Genomic DNA, 20,657 nt, shown 5'->3' on the forward strand with positions numbered 1-20,657 from the left:
GCTGACTCGGTCCAGTAGCCCGGATGAAATCCGGGGCACATCTACCCGGATTTCATCCGGGCCAAGGTTGCTTCACGGGTAGGGCTCGCATCTGGTCCAGCCACGCTCAATAAAACGAGGGGGCAGAAAGAACCCGGCCGGGGCCGGGTTCTTTGTGTGCTGGCGGCGCTCAGTGGACGACTGCCACCAGTCCGGCCTGCTGCACCAGTTCCAGCAGCGGCTGCGGGTAGACACCGAGGAAGAAGGCGAGCAGGGCGACGAACAGCAGCATGATGCCACCGGCGCGCTGGCCCCAGTTGAACGGCGCGTCGTGGCGCTTGAGGTTGGGCTCCTGCAGGAACAGGGTGACCATGACCCGCAGGTAGTAGAACACGCCGATGGCGCTACCCAGGATCAGGGTGCCCAGCAGCAGCCACTGTTGCGACTCGACACCGGCGGCGACCACGTAGAACTTGCCGATGAAGCCGGCGGTGAGCGGGATGCCGGCCAGCGACAGCATCATCACGGTGAGCACGGCGGTCAGGTACGGGCGGCGCCAGAACAGGCCGCGGTACTCGTACAGGGCATCGGCATCGCGGCCGCTGTAGGGCGTGGACATCAGGGTGATCACGCCGAAGGCGCCCAGCGTGGTCAGTACGTAGGTGGCCAGGTACACGCCGATGGCCTCCACGGCCAGGCCCTTGCTGGCGATCAGGGCGATCAGCAGGTAGCCGAAGTGGGCGATCGACGAGTAGCCGAGCAGGCGCTTGAGGTTGTTTTGCAGCAGCGCCAGCAGGTTACCGAACAGGATCGAGGCGATGGCCAGCAGGCTCAGCAGGTCGTTCAGCCAGCCGCCGGTGGTGACCGGCGACACCTGGTACAGGCGCAGCAGCACGGCGAACACGGCGACCTTGCTGGCGGTGGCCAGGAAGGCGGCGACCGGTGCCGGTGCGCCTTCGTAGACGTCCGGGGTCCACAGGTGGAAGGGTACCAGCGACAGCTTGAAGGCCAGGCCGATCAGCATCATGCCGATGCCGATCTGGGCGATCAGGCTGGGCAGGCCGTCCGTAGCGAGTTTGGCGCCGATACCGGCGAAGCTCAGGCTGCCCGACTCGGCATACAGCAGGGCCATGCCGAACAGCAGGAAGGCGCTACCAGCGGCGGACAGCACCATGTACTTGATGCCGGCCTCCAGCGAGCGCTTGTTGAAGAAGGCGTAGGCGATCATGCCGTAGGTCGGCACCGACAGCAGTTCCAGGCCGATGAACAGGCCGGCCAGGTGCTGCGCGCTGACCAGTACCAGGCCGCCCAGGCCGGACAGCAGAATCAGCAGGTACAGCTCTTCGCGGTTGCCCGGGTAGCCCTGCTTGCCCGATTCGCCGCCCAGGTAGGCGTGGACCAGGGTGGTGCAGGCCAGGGTGGCGGCCAGCACCAGGGCCATGTAGTAGCAGGCGAACTTGTCCACCAGCAGCAGCGGGGTGACCTGCAGCGGCGTCACCTCCACGGCCGGGATCAGCGACAGCAGGGCCAGATTGAGGCCCAGCACCGAGAGGATGAAGGCCATGGCGTGGTTGCGTTTCCAGGCGATGGCCAGCATCACTACGATGATGGTGGCGCTGGTGACCAGCAGCGGCAGCAGCGCGATGAAGTGTTGAGTCGTCAGTTCCATAGCGCGTGATTACCGGACCGAAGCGAGTTGAGTGAGGGCGCCGCTGAACCATTGCTGCACGCCGTGCATGCTGGCGGCGGAGGTGTCGAGCACCGGCTGCGGGTAGACGCCGAGCAGGATCAGCAGCACCGCCAGGCCCAGCACCATGTACAGCTCGCGAGCCTTCAGGGCCTGCAGCGGGGCATCGGACTTGGCCGGGCCGAAGTAGGCGCGGTGGATCATCGCCAGCGAGTAGACCGAGCCCAGCACCAGTCCGCAGGCGGCCAGGACCACGACCCAGGGTGCGGCCGGGAAGCTGCCGATCAGGATCAGGAATTCGCCGACGAAGTTACCGGTACCCGGCAGTCCCAGCGCCGCGGCGGCGAAGAACAGGCTCACCGCCGGCAGCCAGGGCAGACGGGCCCAGATACCGCCCATCTCGCGCATGTCACGGGTGTGCAGGCGCTCGTAGAGCTGGCCGCAGAGGATGAACAGCGCGGCGGCGGACAGGCCGTGCGCCATCATCTGCACCACCGCGCCCTGCAGGGCGATGTGGCTGCCGGAGTAGATGGCGATCAGCACGAAGCCCATGTGCGAGACGCTGGAATAGGCCACCAGGCGCTTGATGTCGGTCTGCGCGAACGACAGGAAGGCACCGTAGGCGATGGCGAATACGCCCAGCCACATGGCGATCGGCGCGAACTCGGCCGAGGCGTTGGGGAACAGTGGCAGGGCGAAGCGCATCAGGCCGTAGGCGGCGGTTTTCAGCAGGATGCCGGCGAGGTCCACGGAGCCGGCAGTCGGCGCCTGGGCGTGGGCGTCCGGCAGCCAGGAGTGCACCGGCACCACCGGGAACTTCACGGCGAAGGCGGCGAAGAAGCCGAGCATCAGCAGGTACTCGGTACCGGCCGGCAGCTGGGTCTTCAGCAGGTCTTCGTAGTTGAAGGTCAGCACGCCGGTGACGCTGTAGTTGATCAGCACCAGGGCGAGGATCGCCACCAGCATGATCAGGCCGCTGGCCTGGGTAAAGATGAAGAACTTGGTGGCGGCGTTGATCCGCGAGTGACCCTTGCTGCCGCTATGACCCCAGAGCGCGATGAGGAAGTACATCGGCACCAGCATCATTTCCCAGAAGAAGAAGAACAGGAACAGGTCGATGGCGAGGAACACGCCGACCACGCCGCCGAGGATCCACATCAGGTTGAGGTGGAAGAATCCGACGCGGTTCTGGATTTCGTTCCACGAGCACAGCACCGACAGCACGCCGAGCAGGCCGGTGAGGACGATCATCAGCACCGACAGGCCGTCGAGGCCGAGGTGGATGCTGATGCCCAGGCGCTCGATCCACTGCACCTGGAACTCGGCGGCCCAGGCCAGCTCGGCACCGGGGGCCGGGGCCAGGCTGAAGTCAGCGCTGGCCCACAGCCACAGGCCGAGGCCGAACAGCAGACCCATGGTCAGCAGGGCGATCCAGCGCGGCAGGGTGTTGCCGAAGCGCTCGGTCTGCCAGCACAGCAGGCCACCGATGAAGGGAATCAGGATTAGCCAGGGGAGAATCATCAGGCTGTTTTCCTTAACTCAGAAAGAGGAGGGCGGCGAGTACCAGCACGGCACCCCCGGCGATCGAAGTGGCGTACCAGCGCACCTGGCCGGTCTGGGCGCGGGCCAGCACGGCGTTGCCGCCACGGGCCAGGCGCGGTACCAGACCGATGCTCAGGTCGATCGGGTCGCGGCCGAGCAGGCGGCAGATCAGCAGGTAGGGCTGGACGAACAGCTTGTCGTAGAGCCAGTCGAAGCCCCAGGCGGCGAACCACCAGGCCGACAGCAGGCGGCCCGGGGCGCTCTGTGCAACGGTCGTGGCGAAGGTGCGCTTGCCGAGGAACAGCAGCGCGGCCAGGAGGATACCGGCCAGGGCAATGGCGCCCGAGGCGATCTCCAGGCCGTGCTTGGCCTCGCCACCGGCGTGGCCGATGCTCTGCGGCAGCACGCCGGCCAGCGGCGGGGTGATCAGCGCGCCGACGAAGGTCGAGAGCACGATCAGGGTGGCCAGCGGCAGGTTGTGGGCCAGGCCGTGACCGGCATGGGCCTCGGTCTTCTGCTCGCCGTGGAAGGCGATGAAGATCAGGCGGAAGGTGTAGATCGAGGTCAGGAAGGCACCGGCCAAGCCCGCGTAGAGCAGCTCGCTATGACCGCTGGCGAAGGCTTCCCAGAGGATCTCGTCCTTCGAGTAGAAGCCGGCGGTGACCAGCGGTAGCGCGGCCAGGGCGGCGCCACCGACGACGAAGCTGGCGTAGGCCAGCGGCAGCTTCTTCCACAGGCCGCCCATCTTGAAGATGTTCTGCTCGTGGTGGCAGGCATGGATCACCGCACCGGAGGCGAGGAACAGCAGGGCCTTGAAGAAGGCGTGGGTCATCAGGTGGAAGATCGCCGCATCCCAGGCCTGCACGCCGAGGGCGAGGAACATGTAGCCGATCTGGCTCATGGTCGAGTAGGCGAGGATGCGCTTGATGTCGGTCTGTACCAGGGCGGCGAAACCGGCCAGCACCAGGGTCACGCCACCGACTATGCCGACCAGCTCGAGAATCTCGGGGGTCAGCAGGAACAGGCCGTGGGTACGGGCGATCAGGTACACGCCCGCGGTCACCATGGTGGCGGCGTGGATCAGCGCAGAGACCGGGGTCGGACCGGCCATCGCGTCGGCCAGCCAGGTCTGCAGCGGCAGCTGGGCGGATTTGCCCACCGCACCGCCGAGGAGCATCAGGGTGGCGACCCACAGCCAGGTATCACCGGCCACGTACTTCTGCGGCGCCAGCACCATCAGCTCCTGGATATTCAGGGTGCCGAGGTTGAGGAACAGCAGGAACAGGCCGATCATCAGGAACACGTCGCCGATGCGGGTGACGATGAACGCCTTGAGCGCCGCGTTACCGTTGGGTACGTGCTTGTAATAGAAGCCGATCAGCAGGTACGAGCACAGGCCCACGCCTTCCCAGCCGAAGAACAGCACCAGCAGGTTGTCGCCGAGTACCAGCAGCAACATGCTGAATATGAACAGGTTGGTGTAGGCGAAGAAGCGCGAGTAGCCCTCTTCACCGCGCATGTACCAGCTGGCGAACAGGTGGATCAGGAAGCCGACGCCGGTGACCACGCCGAGCATGGTGGCCGACAGGCCGTCCAGGTGCAGAGTGAAGCTCGGCGCCAGGTTGCCGACGTTCATCCACTGCCACAGCGTCTGGGTGTAGAGGCCACCCGCCGGCAGGCTGAGGAATTGCAGGATGACCCAGGCCGCACTCAGGGCGGCCAGGCCGACCGAGCCGACGCCGATCAGGGCGGCGGTGTTTTCCGAGAGTCGCCCGCGGGAGAAGGCCAGCAGGAACCAGCCGAGCAGCGGGAAGAGCAGGGTAAGGAATAGAAGGTTCATCCGCGCATCTCGCTGGCAGCGTCGACATCGAGGGTGTGAAAGCGGCGATACAGCTGCAGCAGGATCGCCAGGCCAATGCTGGCCTCGGCGGCTGCCAGGGTGATCACCAGAATGAACATCACCTGGCCGTCAGGCTGCACCCAGCGGCTGCCGGCGACGACGAAGGCGAGGGCGGTGGCGTTCATCATCACTTCCAGGCTCATCAGCACGAAGAGGATGTTGCGGCGCACCATCAGGCCGATCAGGCCCAGGCTGAACAGCACGGCGGCCAGGGCCAGGCCGTGTTCCAGGGGAATGGCATTCATGCGGTGGGCTCCTTGGCTTCGTGGCGGCCCAGGTGGTAGGCGGCGACCAGGGCGGCGAGCAGCAGCATGGAGGCCAGCTCGACCACCAGCAGGTAGGGGCCGAACAGGCTGATGCCGACGGCCTTGGCATCGACGGTTTCAAGGCCGATGGCGGCACCGCTCGGGGTGGCGAACAGGGCGTACAGCAGCTGCGCCAGCAACAGGGCAGAGAGGATGGCCGGACCAGTCCAGATGCCGGGCTTGAGCCACCTCTTCTCCTGCTCTACGGCTTCCTGGCCGAGGTTGAGCATCATCACCACGAAGACGAACAGCACCATGATGGCGCCGGCGTAGACGATGATTTCCAGGGCGCCGGCAAACGGCGCACCCAGGGCGAAGAACGTGCAGGCCACGGCCAGCAGGGAAACGATCAGGTTGAGTAGGGCATGTACCGGGTTGGTCCCGGTAATGACCATCACAGTAGAGGCCACGGCGACACCCGCGGCGAGGTAGAAAGCAAACTCCATCATCCTCTCCTCAGGGCAGCAGGCCTTTGACGTTGATCGGTTCGGCTTCGCTCTGCGCGGCGCCTTTCGGCTTGCCGGCGATGGCCATGCCGGACACCCGGTAGAAGTTGTAGTCCGGGTTCTTGCCCGGCCCGCTGATCAGCAGGTCTTCCTTCTCGTAGACCAGGTCCTGGCGCTTGAACTCGCCCATCTCGAAATCCGGTGTGAGCTGGATCGCGGTGGTCGGGCAGGCTTCCTCGCACAGGCCGCAGAAGATGCAGCGCGAGAAGTTGATGCGGAAGAACTCCGGGTACCAGCGACCGTCCTCGGTCTCGGCCTTCTGCAGCGAGATGCAGCCGACCGGGCAGGCCACGGCGCACAGGTTGCACGCCACGCAGCGCTCTTCGCCGTCGGGGTCGCGGGTCAGCACGATGCGGCCGCGGTAGCGCGGCGGCAGGTACACCGGCTCTTCCGGGTATTGCAGGGTGTCGCGCTTGCGGAAGCCGTGGCCGAAGATCATCACCAGGCTGCGCAGTTGGGTCCAGGTGCCGTGCACCACGTCCCAGATGTACTTGAACATGTGTGTTTCTCCTTACTGGGCCGCGGCCAGCACGAGCGCGCCGGTCACCAGCAGGTTGATCAGGGTCAGCGGCAGGCAGAACTTCCAGCTGAACGCCATGACCTGGTCATACCGCGGGCGCGGGATCGAGGCGCGCAGCAGGATGAAGATCATGATGAAGAAGCAGGTCTTCAGGGCGAACCAGAAGAACGGGATCTGCGGCAGGATGCCGAACGGGCCGTGCCAGCCGCCGAAGAACAGGGTCACCAGCAGCGCCGAGATGGTCACGATGCCGATGTACTCGCCGACGAAGAACATGCCCCATTTCATTCCGGCATATTCGATGTGGTAACCGTCGGCCAGCTCCTGCTCCGCTTCCGGCTGGTCGAACGGGTGACGGTGAGTCACGGCCACGCCGGCGATGAAGAAGGTACAGAAGCCGAAGAACTGCGGAATGATGAACCACAGGTTCTCGGCCTGGTAGTCGACGATGTCGCGCAGGTTGAACGAGCCGACCTGCGCCACCACTCCCATCAGCGCCAGGGCCAGAAACACCTCGTAGGAGATGGTCTGCGCCGAGGCACGCAGGCTGCCGAGCAGGGCGTACTTGTTGGCGCTGGACCAGCCGGCGAACAGTACGGCGTAGACCGACAGGCCGGCCATGGCGAAGAAGAACAGGATGCCGATGTTCAGGTCCGCCACGCCCCAGGTCGGGGTGACCGGGATGATCGCGAAGGCCATCAGCATGGCGGCGAAGGCGATCATCGGCGCGATCATGAAGATGAACTTGTCGGCGAACGGCGGCGTCCAGTCCTCCTTGAAGAACATCTTGATCATGTCGGCGGCGATCTGGAACATGCCGAACGGGCCGACGCGGTTGGGACCGTAGCGGTCCTGCCACCAGCCGAGCAGGCGACGTTCGACGAAGCTCAGCAGGGCGCCGCAGACCACCACCACCAGCAGGATGACGATGGCCTTGAGGACGGCGACCAGCACGTCGATCAGTTCGGGCGTCAGCCAGCTCATTGCGCGGCCTCCTGGGTTCCTACAAGACCGAGAGCGGTGGCAGTGGCGCCGGCGAGGGCCGCCGGGATGCCGGCGAAGCCGGCCGGCAGGCCGACCAGGCCCAGGGCCAGGTCTTCGCTGACCTTCACCGGCAGGCGCAGGGCCTGGCCGGCGACGGTCAGGCTGAGCAGCGCGCCGTCGCCCGCGCCCAGGCGCTCGGCCTCGGCCTTGGCCAGGGCGACGTAGGCGGGCTGGATGCGCTCCTGCACGGGAGCTGCGCGGGAGGAGTTTTCCTCGCTGCCGAACAGGTGGTGCATCGGCACCACCTGCCAGGTGCCCTGGGCCGGGGCGAAGGCGCCCGGCACGGCGAACCAGGCCAGGGTCTTGCCACGGGACTCGATCAGGCGCACGCCCGGATCACCGGCGCGCAGATGGCCACCGACCTCGTCCTGGAACTTGTTCCAGGCCTGCGGCGAGTTCCAGCCCGGCGACCAGGCGAACGGTACCTGCTGACGCGGCTCGACACTGCCGGCGTAGCCTTCCATGGAGAAGGCGAAGGCGCTGTCCTGGTCCTGCGGCTGGCGCGGCTCGTGCACGCTGATATTGGCGCGCATGGCGGTACGGCCGCTGTAGCGGTGCGGCTCGCGCGCCAGCTTGAGGCCCTTGATGCGGAACGAGGCGCTCGGCGCGGCGTCCTTGATCGCTGCCAGCACGGAGCTGCTGGCAGCGACGGCTTCGGTGACCTGATCCAGCTGGGTCCAGTCCACGGCCTTGCCCTGCAGGGTGCTGTGCAGCGCGTGCATCCAGCGCCAGCCCTCGCGCACCAGGATGTTGCTGTCGTAGTAGCTCGGCTCGAACACCTGGAAGAAGCGCTGGGCGCGGCCTTCCTGGCTGACCAGGGTGCCATCGCCTTCGGCGAAGCTGGCGGCGGACAGCACCAGGTGGGCGCGGGCCACGGTCGCGGTCTGCTGGTGGTCGGCGACTATCACTGCCTTGGCGGCGGCCAGGGCAGCATCGACCTTGGCGGCGTCGGCGCGACGGTACAGGTCGTTTTCCAGCACGATCACGGCATCGGCTTTGCCTGCGGTCAGGGCTTCCAGTGCGGCGTCGACCGACTCACCACCCAGCAGGGCCAGGCCCATGCTGTTGGCTTCCGGTACCACCAGGCTGATGGAGGCGTTCTTATCGCGGTTCTTCAGGGCCTGGGCGATGTTGGCCGCGGCCTCGATGATGCTCTTCTCGCCCAGCGAGGCGCCGCTGACGATCAGCGGGCGCTTGCCGGCCAGCAGGGCTTCGGCGATCAGCTGCGCCAGCTCGGCGGCCTCGGCGTCCAGGCCGGTCACGGCCGGGGCGCTCGGGTCGATGGCGTGGGCCACGGCGAAGCCGATGCGCGCCAGGTCGGCCGGCGCGGCATGGACGCAGGCTTCGGCCACGTCGTCGAGGCGGGTGGCGTCGACGCTGGCGATAAACAGTGGATTGAGAGCATCTTGCGCGACGTTCTGTACCGCGGCCATGTGCCAATCCTGGATCTTCATCGAGGCGGCGATTTCGGTGGCCTTGCCCTTGACCGACTGGCGCAGGGCCAGGGCGATGCGCGCGGCGGTCTGGGTCAGGTCCTCGCCGAGGACGAACACGGCGTCGTGGTCCTCGATCTCGCGGATCGACGGCACCGGCAGCGGGCCGTTCTGCAGCACATCGCGGATCAGGCGGATATTGTCCAGTTCGACGGCGCCGATGCCGCTGTAGAAGTTGGCTTCGCCGACCAGCTCGCGCAGGGCGTAGTTGCCTTCCAGGCTGGCGCGCGGCGAACCGATGCCGATCACGCGCTTGCCCTTGAGCAGCTCGGCGGCCTTGTCCAGCGCAGCGTCGATGCCCAGCTTGGTCTCGCCGAAGAGGGGCTGGCGCGGGCGGTCGTCACGGTTGGTGTAGCCGTAGCCGAAGCGGCCGCGGTCGCACAGGAAGTAGTGGTTCACCGAGCCGTTGAAGCGGTTCTCGATGCGGCGGATCTCGCCGTAGCGCTCACCGGGGCTGATGTTGCAGCCGGACGAGCAGCCATGGCAGATGCTCGGGGCGAATTGCATGTCCCACTTGCGGTTGTAGCGCTCGGAGTGGGTCTTGTCGGTGAACACGCCGGTCGGGCAGACCTCGGTGAGGTTGCCGGAGAACTCGCTCTCCAGCACGCCGTCCTCGACGCGGCCGAAGTACACGTTGTCGTGCGCGCCGTAGACGCCCAGGTCGGTGCCGCCAGCGTAGTCCTTGTAGTAGCGCACGCAGCGGTAGCAGGCGATGCAGCGGTTCATCTCGTGGGAGATGAACGGGCCGAGCTGCTGGTTCTGGTGAGTGCGCTTGGTGAAGCGGTACCGGCGCTGGTTGTGGCCGGTCATCACCGTCATGTCCTGCAGGTGGCAGTGACCGCCTTCCTCGCACACCGGGCAGTCGTGCGGGTGGTTGGTCATCAGCCACTCGACGACGCTGGCGCGGAACTGCTTGGCCTCCTCGTCGTCGATGCTGATCCAGGTGTTGTCGGTCGCCGGCGTCATGCAGGACATGACCAGGCGGCCGCGCTTGTCGTTCTCGTCGGTGTACTGCTTCACCGCGCACTGGCGGCAGGCGCCGACGCTGCCCAGCGCCGGGTGCCAGCAGAAGTAGGGGATGTCGAGACCGAGGGACAGACAGGCCTGCAGCAGGTTGTCCGCACCATCGACTTCGAAATCTTTGCCGTCTACGTGGATAGTGGCCATGGTTCAGGTTTCTTCTTACCCGTCGAAACGGGCTTGGCTAATGGAATCACGGTGCGCGGGCTGCCCCGCGCGAATTCTTCAGGCCGGGGCGAACTGCGCCGCGGCGGCCGGAGCGGCGCTGCTGGACACGCCAGCCTCGAACTCCGGACGGAAATACTTGATCGCACTGCCCAGCGGCTCGACGGCACCCGGTGCATGGGCGCAGAAGGTCTTGCCGGGGCCGAGGAAGTTCACCAGCTGCAGCAGGGTGTCGATGTCCTGCTGGGTGCCCTGGCCACGCTCCAGCGCGCGGAGGATCTTCACGCTCCACGGCAGGCCGTCGCGGCACGGGGTGCACCAGCCGCAGGACTCGCGGGCGAAGAACTCTTCCATGTTGCGCAGCAGCGAGACCATGTTGACCGAGTCGTCCACCGCCAGCGCCAGGCCGGTGCCCATGCGGGTGCCGACCTTGGCGATGCCGCCGGCGAACATCGGCGCATCCAGGTGCTCGGGCAGCAGGAAGCCGGTACCGGCGCCACCGGGCTGCCAGCACTTCAGCTTGTAGCCGTCGCGCATGCCGCCGGCGTAGTCCTCGAACAGCTCGCGGGCCGGGATGCCGAACGGCAGTTCCCACAGGCCGGGGTTCTTCACCTTGCCGGAGAAGCCCATCAGCTTGGTGCCCATGTCTTCGCTGCCCGGGCGGGCCAGGGTCTTGTACCAGTCCACGCCGTTGGCGACGATCGCCGGCACGTTGCACAGGGTCTCGACGTTGTTGACGCAGGTCGGCTTGCCCCAGACGCCGACGGCGGCGGGGAAGGGCGGCTTGGAGCGCGGGTTGGCGCGGCGACCTTCCAGGGAGTTGATCAGCGCGGTTTCTTCACCGCAGATATAACGCCCTGCACCGGTGTGGACGAACAGCTCGAAGTCGAAGCCGCTGCCGAGGATGTTCTTGCCCAGCAGGCCGGCGGCCTTGGCCTCGGCGATGGCGCGATTGAGGTTGGCCGCCGCGTCGACGTACTCGCCGCGCAGGAAGATGTAGCCGCGGTAGGCCTTGAGCGCGCGCGCGGAAATCAGCATGCCTTCCACCAGCAGGTGAGGCAGCTGCTCCATGAGCAGGCGGTCCTTCCAGGTGTTCGGCTCCATTTCATCCGCGTTGCACAGCAGGTAGCGGATGTTCATGGATTCGTCGGCCGGCATCAGGCCCCACTTCACGCCGGTGGGGAAACCCGCACCGCCGCGGCCCTTGAGGCCGGAGTCCTTGACCGTCTGCACGATGTCGGCCTGGGCCATTTCGGCCAGGGCCTTGCGTGCGGCGGCGTAGCCGTTCTTCGCCTGGTACTCCTCCAGCCATACCGGCTGGGCGTCGTCGCGCAGGCGCCAGGTCAGCGGATGGGTCTCTTCGCTGCGGGCGATGCGGTTGATCGGGCCCACGGAGGTCAGCGTCTTCATGCGTAGGACTCCAGCAGCTGGGCGATGCCGTCGGCATCGAGGTTGCCGTAGGTGTCGTCGTCGATCATCACGGCCGGGGCCTTGTCGCAGTTGCCCAGGCAGCACACCGGCAGCAGGGTGAAGCGGCCGTCGGCGGTGGTCTGGCCGGGGACGATGCCGAGCTTGTCCTTGAGGCTGCCGAGCAGGTTCTCGTGACCGCCGATGAAGCAGGTCATGCTGTCGCACACGCGGATGATGTGGCGGCCCACCGGGACGCGGAAGATCTGGCTGTAGAAGGTGGCCACGCCCTCGACGTCGCTGGCGGGGATGCCGAGGATGTCGGCAATGGCGTAGATGGCGCCGTCCGGCACCCAGCCACGCTGCTTCTGCACGATCTTCAGGGCTTCGATGGACGCCGCGCGCGGATCCTCGTAGTGGTGCATTTCGTGTTCGATGGCGTCGTACTCGGCCTGGCTGAGTTCGAAGCGGTCGGTCTGGATCAGGTTGGTCTGGCTCATGTGATTAGCGGTCCACGTCGGCCATAACGAAATCGATGCTACCCAGGTAGGCGATCAGGTCCGCGATCATGCTGCCGCGGATCACCGAGGGGATCTGCTGCAGATGGGCGAAGCTGGGCGTCCGGATGCGCGTGCGGTAGCTCATGGTGCTGCCGTCGCTGGTCAGGTAGTAGCTGTTGATGCCCTTGGTCGCCTCGATCATCTGGAAGCTCTCGTTGGCCGGCATGACCGGGCCCCAGGAGACTTGCAGGAAGTGGGTAATCAGGGTCTCGATGTGCTGCAGGGTGCGCTCTTTCGGCGGCGGCGTGGTCAGCGGGTGGTCCGCCTTGTACGGGCCTTCCGGCATGTTGCGCAGGCACTGGTCGATGATGCGGATGCTCTGGCGCATCTCCTCGACGCGGACCATGCAGCGGTCGTAGGCGTCGCCGTTGTGGGCCAGCGGTACTTCGAACTCGAAGTTCTGGTAGCCGGAGTAGGGGCGTGCCTTGCGCAGGTCGAAGTCCAGGCCGGTGGAGCGCAGGCCGGCGCCGGTGACGCCCCATTCCAGCGCTTCCTTGGTGTTGTACTGGGCCACGCCCTTGGTACGGCCGATGAGGATGCTGTTCTTCAGCGCGGCCTTGGTGTACTCGTCGAGGCGCTTGGGCAGCCAGTCGACGAATTCCTTGACCAGCTTGTCCCAGCCGCGCGGCAGGTCGTGGGCGACGCCACCGATGCGGTACCAGGCCGGGTGCAGGCGGAAGCCGGTGATGGCCTCGATCACCTTGTAGGCGCGCTGACGGTCGGTGAAGGTGAAGAACACCGGAGTCATGGCGCCGACGTCCTGGATATAGGTACCCAGGAACAGCAGGTGGCTGGTGATGCGGAAGAACTCGGCGAGCATCACGCGGATGAAGTCGACGCGGTCCGGCACCTTGATGCCGGCCAATTTCTCCACGGCCAGCACGTAGGGCAGGTTGTTCATCACCCCGCCGAGGTAGTCGATGCGGTCGGTGTAGGGGATGAAACTGTGCCAGGACTGGCGCTCGGCCATCTTCTCGGCGCCACGGTGGTGGTAGCCGATGTCCGGCACGCAGTCGATGATCTCTTCGCCGTCCAGCTGCAGGATGATGCGGAAGGCGCCGTGGGCGGACGGGTGGTTGGGGCCGAGGTTGAGGAACATGTAGTCCTCGTGCTCGCCGTGGCGGCGCATGCCCCAGTCTTCCGGCTTGAAGCGCGCGGCTTCCTCTTCCAGCTGCTGCTTGGCCAGGGTCAGGCTGAACGGATCGAACTCGGTGGCGCGCGCCGGGTAGTCCTTGCGCAGCGGGTGACCTTCCCAGGTCGGCGGCATCATGATGCGCGACAGGTGCGGGTGGCCCTGGAAGGTGATGCCGTAGAGGTCCCAGACCTCGCGTTCGTACCAGTTGGCGTTGGGCCAGATGCCGGTGACGGTGGGGACGTTGAGATCGCCTTCCTTGAGCGCCACCTTGATCATGATGTCGCTGTTACGCTCGATCGACATCAGGTGGTAGAACACGCTGAAGTCGGCGCCCGGCAGGCCGCGGCGCTGGGTGCGCAGGCGCTCGTCGACGCCGTGCAGGTCATACAGCATGACGTAGGGGCGCGGCAGGTTGCGCAGGAAGGTCAGCACGTTGATCAGGCGATCACGGGCGACCCACAGCACCGGCATGCCGGTACGGGTGCTCTGGACGGTGAAGGTCTCGGCACCGAAACGGGAGTTCAGTTCGACGACCACGTCCTGGTCATCGGCCTTGTAGGGTGGAACGGACAGAATGCTGTCTGCAGTCATGGTCTCGGTCGCTATCGGCGGTATACGGCATCAGTGAGCGGGCGCGGGCGCCGGCTCACACTTCGTCGGGGCTGCGCAGATTGGTCACGGCGATGCGCTCGGCGCGACGCTGCTCCTTCTGCGACGGCATTTCGGCACGGTAGATACCTTGGTCGCCGACGACCCAGGACAGCGGTCGGCGCTCCTGGCCGATGGACTCCTGCAGCAGCATCAGGCCTTGCAGGAATGCTTCCGGACGGGGCGGGCAGCCGGGAATATAGACGTCCACCGGGAGGAACTTGTCGACCCCCTGGACCACAGAATAGATGTCGTACATGCCGCCGGAGTTGGCGCACGAACCCATGGAGATGACCCACTTGGGTTCCAGCATCTGCTCGTAGAGACGCTGGATGATCGGCGCCATCTTGATGAAGCAGGTACCGGCGATAACCATGAAGTCGGCTTGGCGCGGTGACGCACGAATGACTTCGGCGCCGAAACGAGCAATGTCGTGCGGCGCGGTGAAGGCCGTGGTCATTTCCACGTAGCAGCAGGACAAACCGAAGTTGTACGGCCACAGGGAGTTCTTGCGCCCCCAGTTCACCGCACCGTTGAGCACATCTTCGAGCTTGCCCATGAAGATGTTCTTGTGGACCTGATCTTCCAGCAGCGGGTCGGCTACGGTCTCCCGCGAGCCGATCGGATACTGCTCGTTAGGCGCATCCGGATCGATCCGAGTAAGTTTGTATTGCATCGCCAAAGCCTCATTGTTTTAGCTTCGCCTGCCGATTGCGACGGCCTTCGGGTGCCCAGTCGAGCGCACCGATACGCCAAAGATAGACAAGACCAGCCAACAGAATTGCTATGAAAACTGTAGCTTCGATCAGGCCGGCCCAGCCGCTTTCGCGCACCGAGACCGCCCAAGCGAAGAGAAAGAGGGCTTCAACGTCGAAGATCACGAAGAGCATCGCGACCAGATAGAACTTTGCCGAGAGGCGCAGGCGCGCGCTGCCGACCGGGAGCATGCCGGATTCGAACGGGTCGTTCTTGCTGCGCCCCCAGGCCTTGCTGCCGAGCAGGCTGGACAGGCCGAGCATGAAGGCGATGAGTCCGAAGACTCCGAGCAGGAATACAGCGAAGGCCCAGTTATGGGACATGGTCGATACCGCATCAGGCATGCCGGTACTCCTTGGGTAAAGGGACGGCTTCTTTTAATGATCGCAGCCGCCAATGAAAGCGGCTCCGCGAAGTAGTGTGTCGGCAATTTTATGCCGGCTGCGCGAGGTAAGTAAATTTTTCCGAATAAAAAAATGAACGCCTTGCCGCCATCTGACGCCGCAGATGGCCGTCTGGTGCGGGCTGCAGGCGGTCCTGCGGCTTTGGTCTTAGGCGGGCATGACGCTTTTCTGAAAGAGTCTGTCGGTAATTGTTTACAGTCGCCCTATTAATTGATGCCTGAGCGGATCGCAGTGTTTTATTACGGGCGCTTAATTGTCCAGCAGATGCTGTTTCCGCTGAAAGGTATAAGCGAAGGAGTGCATGGCGTATCGCTGGCGATGGAGCAGGTGCGGCTGAGGTGGGGCTTTCTGTAGTCGTGAATGCGACGAAGCCCCGGCATCGCTGCCGGGGCTTCGTCTGATAACACCTGCGGCTTGGGCCGCAGAGCCGGTTCCTATTAGTGGAACTGGTTCATGGTGTTGTCTTTACCGCTGGCCTTCAGAGCAGCTTCGCCAGCGAAGTACTCCTTGTGGTTGTCGCCGATGTCGGAGCCAGCCATGTTCTGGTGCTTGACGCAGGCGATACCCTGGCGCAGTTCCTGACGCTGCACGCCTTTCACGTAGGCCAGCATGCCCTGGTCGGCGAAGTAGCCCTTGGCCAGGTTGTCGGTCGACAGTGCGGCGGTGTGGTAGGTCGGCAGGGTGATCAGGTGGTGGAAGATGCCGGCGTGGGCGGAGCCGTCACGCTGGAAGGTACGGATCTTCTCGTCAGCGATCTGAGCCAGTTCGGTCTCGTCGTACTCGACGCTCATCAGCTTGGCGCGGTCGTAGGCGGAGACGTCCTTGCCTTCGGCAACCATGGCATCGAATACCTGCTGGCGGAAGTTCAGGGTCCAGTTGAAGGACGGGCTGTTGTTGTAAACCAGCTTGGCGTTCGGGATGACCTGGCGGATGCGGTCAACCATGCCCTTGATCTGGCCAACGTGCGGCTTCTCGGTTTCGATCCACAGCAGGTCGGCGCCGTTCTGCAGGCTGGTGATGCAGTCCAGGACGCAGCGGTCTTCGCCGGTGCCAGCGCGGAACTGGAACAGGTTGGACGGCAGGCGCTTCGGACGCAGCAGTTTGCCGCCGCGGTTGATTACGACGTCGCCGTTCTTCAGTTCGGCAGCGGACACTTCTTCGCAGTCCAGGAAGGAGTTGTACTGGTCGCCCAGGTCGCCCGGCTCTTTGGTTACGGCGATCTGCTTGGTCAGGCCGGCACCCAGGGAGTCGGTACGAGCAACGATCACGCCGTTGTCGATACCCAGTTCCAGGAAGGCGTAGCGAACGGCAGCGATCTTGGCGAGGAAGTCGGCGTGCGGAACGGTCACTTTGCCGTCCTGGTGGCCGCACTGCTTCTCGTCGGAAACCTGGTTCTCGATCTGGATGCAGCAGGCGCCGGCTTCGATCATGCGCTTGGCCAGCAGGTAGGTGGCTTCCGGGTTACCGAAGCCAGCGTCGATGTCGGCGATGATCGGGACGATGTGGGTCTCGTAGTTGTCGATCTGGTTCTGGATCTCGGCGGCCTTGGCGTTGTCGCCGGCAGCGCGAGCAGCGTCCAGGGCGGTGAACAGCAGGTCCAGTTCGCGGCTGTCAGCCTGGCGCAGGAAGGTGTACAGCTCTTCGATCAGGTCGGAGACGGCAGTCTTCTCGTGCATGGACTGGTCCGGCAGCGGGCCGAAGTCGGAGCGCAGGGCGGCGACCATCCAGCCGGACAGGTACAGGTAGCGCTTGTTGGTGGTGCCCAGGTGCTTCTTGATGGCGATCAGCTTCTGCTGACCGATGAAGCCGTGCCAGCAACCCAGGGACTGGGTGTACTTGGACGAGTCGGCGTCGTACTCGGCCATGTCTTTGCGCATGATGTCAGCGGTGTACTGGGCGATTTCCAGACCGGTCTTGAAGCGGTTCTGAGCGCGCATGCGAGCGACGGACTCAGGGTTGATCGCGCTCCAGCTGCTGCCTGCGGCTTCTTTCAGAGCGGCAACGGCTTTGATGTCGTTTTGATAAGCTGACATGGTCAATCCTTCAAAGTATGAGTTTGGTTGAGCACCGACTTCCCACCCAAAACCAACGTGCAAAAAAGCTGCAGTGTTGCGGGCGACACAGGGCGGAACTTCGAGATATTGACGGGGACGAGTGTGCAGCGGAGGGGGAGGAGAGGACGAAACAAGACAGTCCGGGCGAACAGTGACTGCGGCTTACCGGCTCGTGGATGCCGTTGGGCGGTGCAGTTTCTCTGGTCAGGCGGTCTGGCTGATAACGCTTAGGCTTCCCCGTCCCTCAGGACAACTTTCGTTCCAGTCGCAACCTCGTTGAAACGCCTTGTGGGCTGTTAGAACACGGACCGCCCCGAATGGTGGTACGGGATCGATCTGGAGGCTCTGCAAGAGAGCCCCTGGCTAGCGGGAGCGAGGCCATGATGCGCTTTCAAACGGGCGTTCGTCAATCATTTTGTAGTGCTTTTTTTGAGCAACTACATGAGTGGCGGGGCGACTTTAGTCGAGTGCCTCGACCCTGATGCGCATGCTCATGTCGTTGCTGCCGCGGGTGGAGTGGCGGCGCAGGAAGCCGGAGTCATCGCCCTGGCTCTGCTGGCTGACGCCGCCGAGGGGGATCCATTCGCCCAGGCGACCGCTGACTCGGGTGTCGGTGCTCTGTACATCGATCACGCCCGGCTGATAGGGGTTCACCCTGTCGTTGTTGGCGCTGATGTTCAGGTGGACCCTGTCGCCGCTCAGGGTGGCTGTGACGTAGAAGCCCTGGGTGACGTTGCGATACTCGGTGTTCTGGTATACCTGGCCGTAGGGGCCGACGCTGGTGCTGGTCAGGGGCACGCTCTGGCCCACCTGGATCAGTGCCGGGTAGCCCTCGGTGGCCTGCACCTGCTGGGTGCCGCCGCTGTTGCTGCTGGTCGAGCGGCGAATGATGCGCACCTGGTCGCGGCCCTGGACTTCGCCACGCCCGGCGATCACTTCGACGTCGCCGGCGCTGGCACTGCCATCGACGCGATAGCCGTCGCGGTCCTCCAGGCTCTGCTCGCTGGTATCCACGCTGATCAACAGGCGGCGCGGGGCCTTGTCCAGTTGGCCGAGCAGGTCGCGGATCTCGGCGATCTTCTCCGGCGCGGCATTGATCAGCAGCTGGTTGCCATAGCTACTGGCCTTGCCCTGGCCATCGAGGGCGGCCTGTACCAGTGGCAGGACCTCGTCGGCGCTGCGGTAGTTCAGCTGAATCAGCTCGGTGGCGGCCAGCAGGGGCAGGCTGAGGCCAAGCAACAGGACGAGCAGGCAGTGGCGCAGGCTCATAGCAGAAAACTCCGCAGGTCGGGGTCGAGAAGGCTGAGATCCCAGGCCTGGTCGAACTGCGCCTGGCGCTGGCGCACGCGGCCGGGATCGTTGTACAGGGCATAGCCGGCGTACTGCTCGGGCTGCTCGCGCAGCAGCAGGCCACGGTCGTCGGCCAGCAGGTAGGCACATTCGTCGGCCGGATGGTCCGGGTTGATCCGGCGGATATGCAGGTTGCTGGTGATGCGCCGGGCCAGGTTGAGCAGGCGGTGGCCCTGGCGTACCGGCTTGCCGACATCGCGCACCAGGATGCGCAGGCGATTCTTCGGGCTGGCCAGGAGGAACTGGGTGCAGGCCTGCTGCACGCTGCTGTGGCTGTACAGCCAGGCTTCCAGGTCCGGGCTGTACAGGCACAGGTTCTGCCGGGCTTGCAGCAGCAGGGCCAGGGCGTGCGCCTGGGCCTGTTCCGGTCTGCTGAAGCGCTCCAGGTCGACGTGGCTGCCAAGCACGAAGGGCGCCGGCTCGCGGGATTCCGCGGTGATACCGGGCTGGTTGTCCGGGTTGTGCACGGCAAAACGCCCCGGCGACTGGAAATCGATGGCCGGCAGTTCCGGTTCGTTCGCGTCGATCGGGGCGTTTTCTTCGCTCATGCTGTGGTCCTAGTCGCTATGGCGCACCATCAGTACGTGGGGAATACCCGCTTCGAGGTACTCGTCGCCTTCGATGAGAAAGCCCAGGCGCTCATAGAAGGCGGCGGCGTGGACCTGGGCGCTGAGCTTCTGCACCCGCTGGCCGCGCTGTTCGGCGGCGGCGATGGCGGCCTGCATCAGGGCATCGCCGACCTTCAGACCGCGCCAGTCCTTGAGCACCGAAACCCGGCCGATCTGCCCGTCGGCCAGCAGGCGCGCGGTGCCGATCGGGTAATCGCCTTCGAGGGCGAGGAAGTGCACGGCCTCGCTGTCCTCGTCATCCCATTCCAGTTCCGCCGGCACGGCCTGCTCGGCGATGAAGACCGCTTCGCGGATGCGCCGCAGGTCGGCGTTGTCCTTCTGCCAGTGGGCGAGGCGGACGTGGATCTCACTCATCAGCAAACTCCAAACTTCCTTGCTGGACCAGTTCGCGCACCAGTGTACGCCCGTCCTCGTCCGCCAACCAAGGCGCCAGGTTGTCGGCGTGCAGGGCATCGGCAGCGCAGATCAGGCGCAGCAGCTCCTTGAGGTGGGCCGGCAGCAGGCGGCTCTGGCCGCTGGCGAACAGCACCAGGCCGACGTCCACTTCGCTCCAGGCCAGGCGCGCGCTGGGGTTGCGTACCAGCACGGCGCCGTCTTCGAGGGCGGCGAGGAAGTCCTGCTCCTCGATTTCCGGGCCGTTGACCAGCTCCGGGTAGCGCGGCTCGGTCATGAACTGGCCGAACCAGGTCAGCAGCAGGCGCTCGTCGCTCATGTGCTCGGTCAGCAGCGCTTTGAGGCGGTCGAGGGCATCCTGCTGGATCTGATGCGGGTCGCTGGTCGGCGCCATGCCGGCGTCGCTGTAGCGCTCCTCGTCAGGCAGGAACTGGGCGAGGAAGTCGGTGAAGTGGGTCAGTACCTCGGCGGCGCTGGGGGCGCGGAAACCCACCGAGTAGGTCATGCAGTCATCCTCGGCGATGCCGTAGTGGGCCAGGCGCGGCGGCAGGTAGAGCATGTCGCCGGGCTCCAGTACCCATTCGTCGGTCTGCTCGAAGTCGGCGAGGATGCGCAGGTCGGCGTGCGCCAGCAGTTTGCTGTCGGCATCGCACATCTGGCCGATCTTCCAGCGGCGCTGGCCTTCGGCCTGCAGCAGGAATACGTCGTAGTTGTCGAAATGCGGGCCGACGCTGCCGCCCGGCGCGGCGAAGCTGATCATCAGGTCGTCGATACGCCAGCTGGGCAGGAAACCGAAGTCCTTGAGCACTTCGGCCACTTCCGGGACGAACTGGTCGACGGCCTGCACCAGCAGGGTCCAGTCGCGCTCCGGCAGCTGGCTGAAGGTGTCTTCGGCGAAGGGGCCGCGGCGCAGCTCCCAGGGGTGTGCTCCGTGCTCCAGCACCAGGCGCGACTCGACTTCCTCTTCCAGGGCCAGGCCGGCCAGCTCGTCGGCGCTGATCGGGCTCTCGAAGCCGGGAATGGCCTGGCGCACCAGCAGGGGCTTCTGCTGCCAGTAGTCACGCAGGAACTCGCGAGGAGTAAGGCCGCCCAGCAGCTGCAGAGGAGTATCAGGATTCATGGCTAAGCCCTTGAAAGAAGTGAAATGGCTAAAACAAAAA

Annotated in this window: 18 protein-coding genes; all 18 read right to left on the reverse strand. The window is 65.2% G+C overall.

The genetic code is table 11. The annotated features are described in order from the left end of the window. Positions 1-169: 169 nt before the first annotated feature. The gene (gene nuoN / locus DMO17_RS16530; protein ID WP_110683579.1) at positions 170-1,648 is read right to left on the reverse strand and encodes an NADH-quinone oxidoreductase subunit NuoN; all 1,479 of its coding nucleotides are present in this window, start codon (positions 1,646-1,648) and stop codon (positions 170-172) included. Between the two features lie 9 nt (positions 1,649-1,657). Further along, positions 1,658-3,187, reverse strand: coding sequence for an NADH-quinone oxidoreductase subunit M (gene nuoM / locus DMO17_RS16535; protein ID WP_110683580.1), 1,530 nt, complete (start codon positions 3,185-3,187; stop codon positions 1,658-1,660). A 13-nt stretch (positions 3,188-3,200) separates the two neighbouring features. After that, entirely contained in the window at positions 3,201-5,048 is a 1,848-nt protein-coding gene (nuoL, locus tag DMO17_RS16540; protein WP_110683581.1) for an NADH-quinone oxidoreductase subunit L, read from the reverse strand. Further along, positions 5,045-5,353, reverse strand: coding sequence for an NADH-quinone oxidoreductase subunit NuoK (gene nuoK, locus DMO17_RS16545; RefSeq protein WP_061904554.1), 309 nt, complete (start codon positions 5,351-5,353; stop codon positions 5,045-5,047). The genes nuoL and nuoK overlap by 4 nt, the downstream gene beginning before the upstream one ends. Next, positions 5,350-5,859, reverse strand: coding sequence for an NADH-quinone oxidoreductase subunit J (gene nuoJ / locus DMO17_RS16550; RefSeq protein ID WP_110683582.1), 510 nt, complete (start codon positions 5,857-5,859; stop codon positions 5,350-5,352). The genes nuoK and nuoJ overlap by 4 nt, the downstream gene beginning before the upstream one ends. A 10-nt stretch (positions 5,860-5,869) precedes the next feature. Continuing rightward, positions 5,870-6,418 (reverse strand): NADH-quinone oxidoreductase subunit NuoI, encoded by a 549-nt coding sequence (gene nuoI, locus DMO17_RS16555; RefSeq protein ID WP_110683583.1) that lies wholly within the window; start codon positions 6,416-6,418, stop codon positions 5,870-5,872. A 12-nt stretch (positions 6,419-6,430) separates the two neighbouring features. After that, positions 6,431-7,423, reverse strand: a complete 993-nt coding sequence (gene nuoH, locus DMO17_RS16560) for an NADH-quinone oxidoreductase subunit NuoH (protein WP_110683584.1) — start codon at positions 7,421-7,423, stop codon at positions 6,431-6,433. Continuing rightward, on the reverse strand, positions 7,420-10,143 hold the full coding sequence (gene nuoG / locus DMO17_RS16565) for an NADH-quinone oxidoreductase subunit NuoG (protein WP_110683585.1): 2,724 nt from the start codon (positions 10,141-10,143) through the stop codon (positions 7,420-7,422). Before nuoG ends, nuoH begins: the two co-directional genes overlap by 4 nt. 78 nt (positions 10,144-10,221) lie before the next feature. Next, positions 10,222-11,571 (reverse strand): NADH-quinone oxidoreductase subunit NuoF, encoded by a 1,350-nt coding sequence (gene nuoF, locus DMO17_RS16570; protein WP_110683586.1) that lies wholly within the window; start codon positions 11,569-11,571, stop codon positions 10,222-10,224. Then, positions 11,568-12,068, reverse strand: a complete 501-nt coding sequence (gene nuoE / locus DMO17_RS16575) for an NADH-quinone oxidoreductase subunit NuoE (protein ID WP_110683587.1) — start codon at positions 12,066-12,068, stop codon at positions 11,568-11,570. Before nuoE ends, nuoF begins: the two co-directional genes overlap by 4 nt. A gap of 4 nt (positions 12,069-12,072) precedes the next feature. Beyond that, a complete protein-coding gene (nuoC, locus tag DMO17_RS16580; protein ID WP_110683588.1) occupies positions 12,073-13,854 on the reverse strand; it encodes an NADH-quinone oxidoreductase subunit C/D in 1,782 nt (593 codons plus the stop codon). A 55-nt stretch (positions 13,855-13,909) separates the two neighbouring features. Then, complete coding sequence (locus tag DMO17_RS16585) at positions 13,910-14,587, reverse strand: NuoB/complex I 20 kDa subunit family protein (protein ID WP_110683589.1); 678 nt, start codon at positions 14,585-14,587, stop codon at positions 13,910-13,912. Between the two features lie 10 nt (positions 14,588-14,597). Continuing rightward, complete coding sequence (locus DMO17_RS16590; protein WP_110683590.1) at positions 14,598-15,011, reverse strand: NADH-quinone oxidoreductase subunit A; 414 nt, start codon at positions 15,009-15,011, stop codon at positions 14,598-14,600. Between the two features lie 497 nt (positions 15,012-15,508). Further along, positions 15,509-17,104 (reverse strand): isocitrate lyase, encoded by a 1,596-nt coding sequence (locus DMO17_RS16595; protein ID WP_110683591.1) that lies wholly within the window; start codon positions 17,102-17,104, stop codon positions 15,509-15,511. A 480-nt stretch (positions 17,105-17,584) separates the two neighbouring features. Continuing rightward, positions 17,585-18,394: a secretin N-terminal domain-containing protein gene (locus tag DMO17_RS16600; protein WP_110683592.1), complete on the reverse strand. Its 810-nt coding sequence runs from the start codon at positions 18,392-18,394 to the stop codon at positions 17,585-17,587. After that, positions 18,391-19,023: a DUF7931 domain-containing protein gene (locus DMO17_RS16605; protein WP_110683593.1), complete on the reverse strand. Its 633-nt coding sequence runs from the start codon at positions 19,021-19,023 to the stop codon at positions 18,391-18,393. Before DMO17_RS16605 ends, DMO17_RS16600 begins: the two co-directional genes overlap by 4 nt. A gap of 9 nt (positions 19,024-19,032) precedes the next feature. Continuing rightward, positions 19,033-19,458, reverse strand: coding sequence for a GNAT family N-acetyltransferase (locus DMO17_RS16610; RefSeq protein ID WP_110683594.1), 426 nt, complete (start codon positions 19,456-19,458; stop codon positions 19,033-19,035). After that, positions 19,451-20,617: a ribosomal protein uL16 3-hydroxylase gene (locus tag DMO17_RS16615; RefSeq protein WP_110683595.1), complete on the reverse strand. Its 1,167-nt coding sequence runs from the start codon at positions 20,615-20,617 to the stop codon at positions 19,451-19,453. The genes DMO17_RS16610 and DMO17_RS16615 overlap by 8 nt, the downstream gene beginning before the upstream one ends. Positions 20,618-20,657 lie beyond the last annotated feature (40 nt).

This window comes from Aquipseudomonas alcaligenes (assembly GCF_003205495.1).
In the GTDB taxonomy this organism is placed as follows: Bacteria; Pseudomonadota; Gammaproteobacteria; order Pseudomonadales; family Pseudomonadaceae; genus Aquipseudomonas; species Aquipseudomonas alcaligenes_B.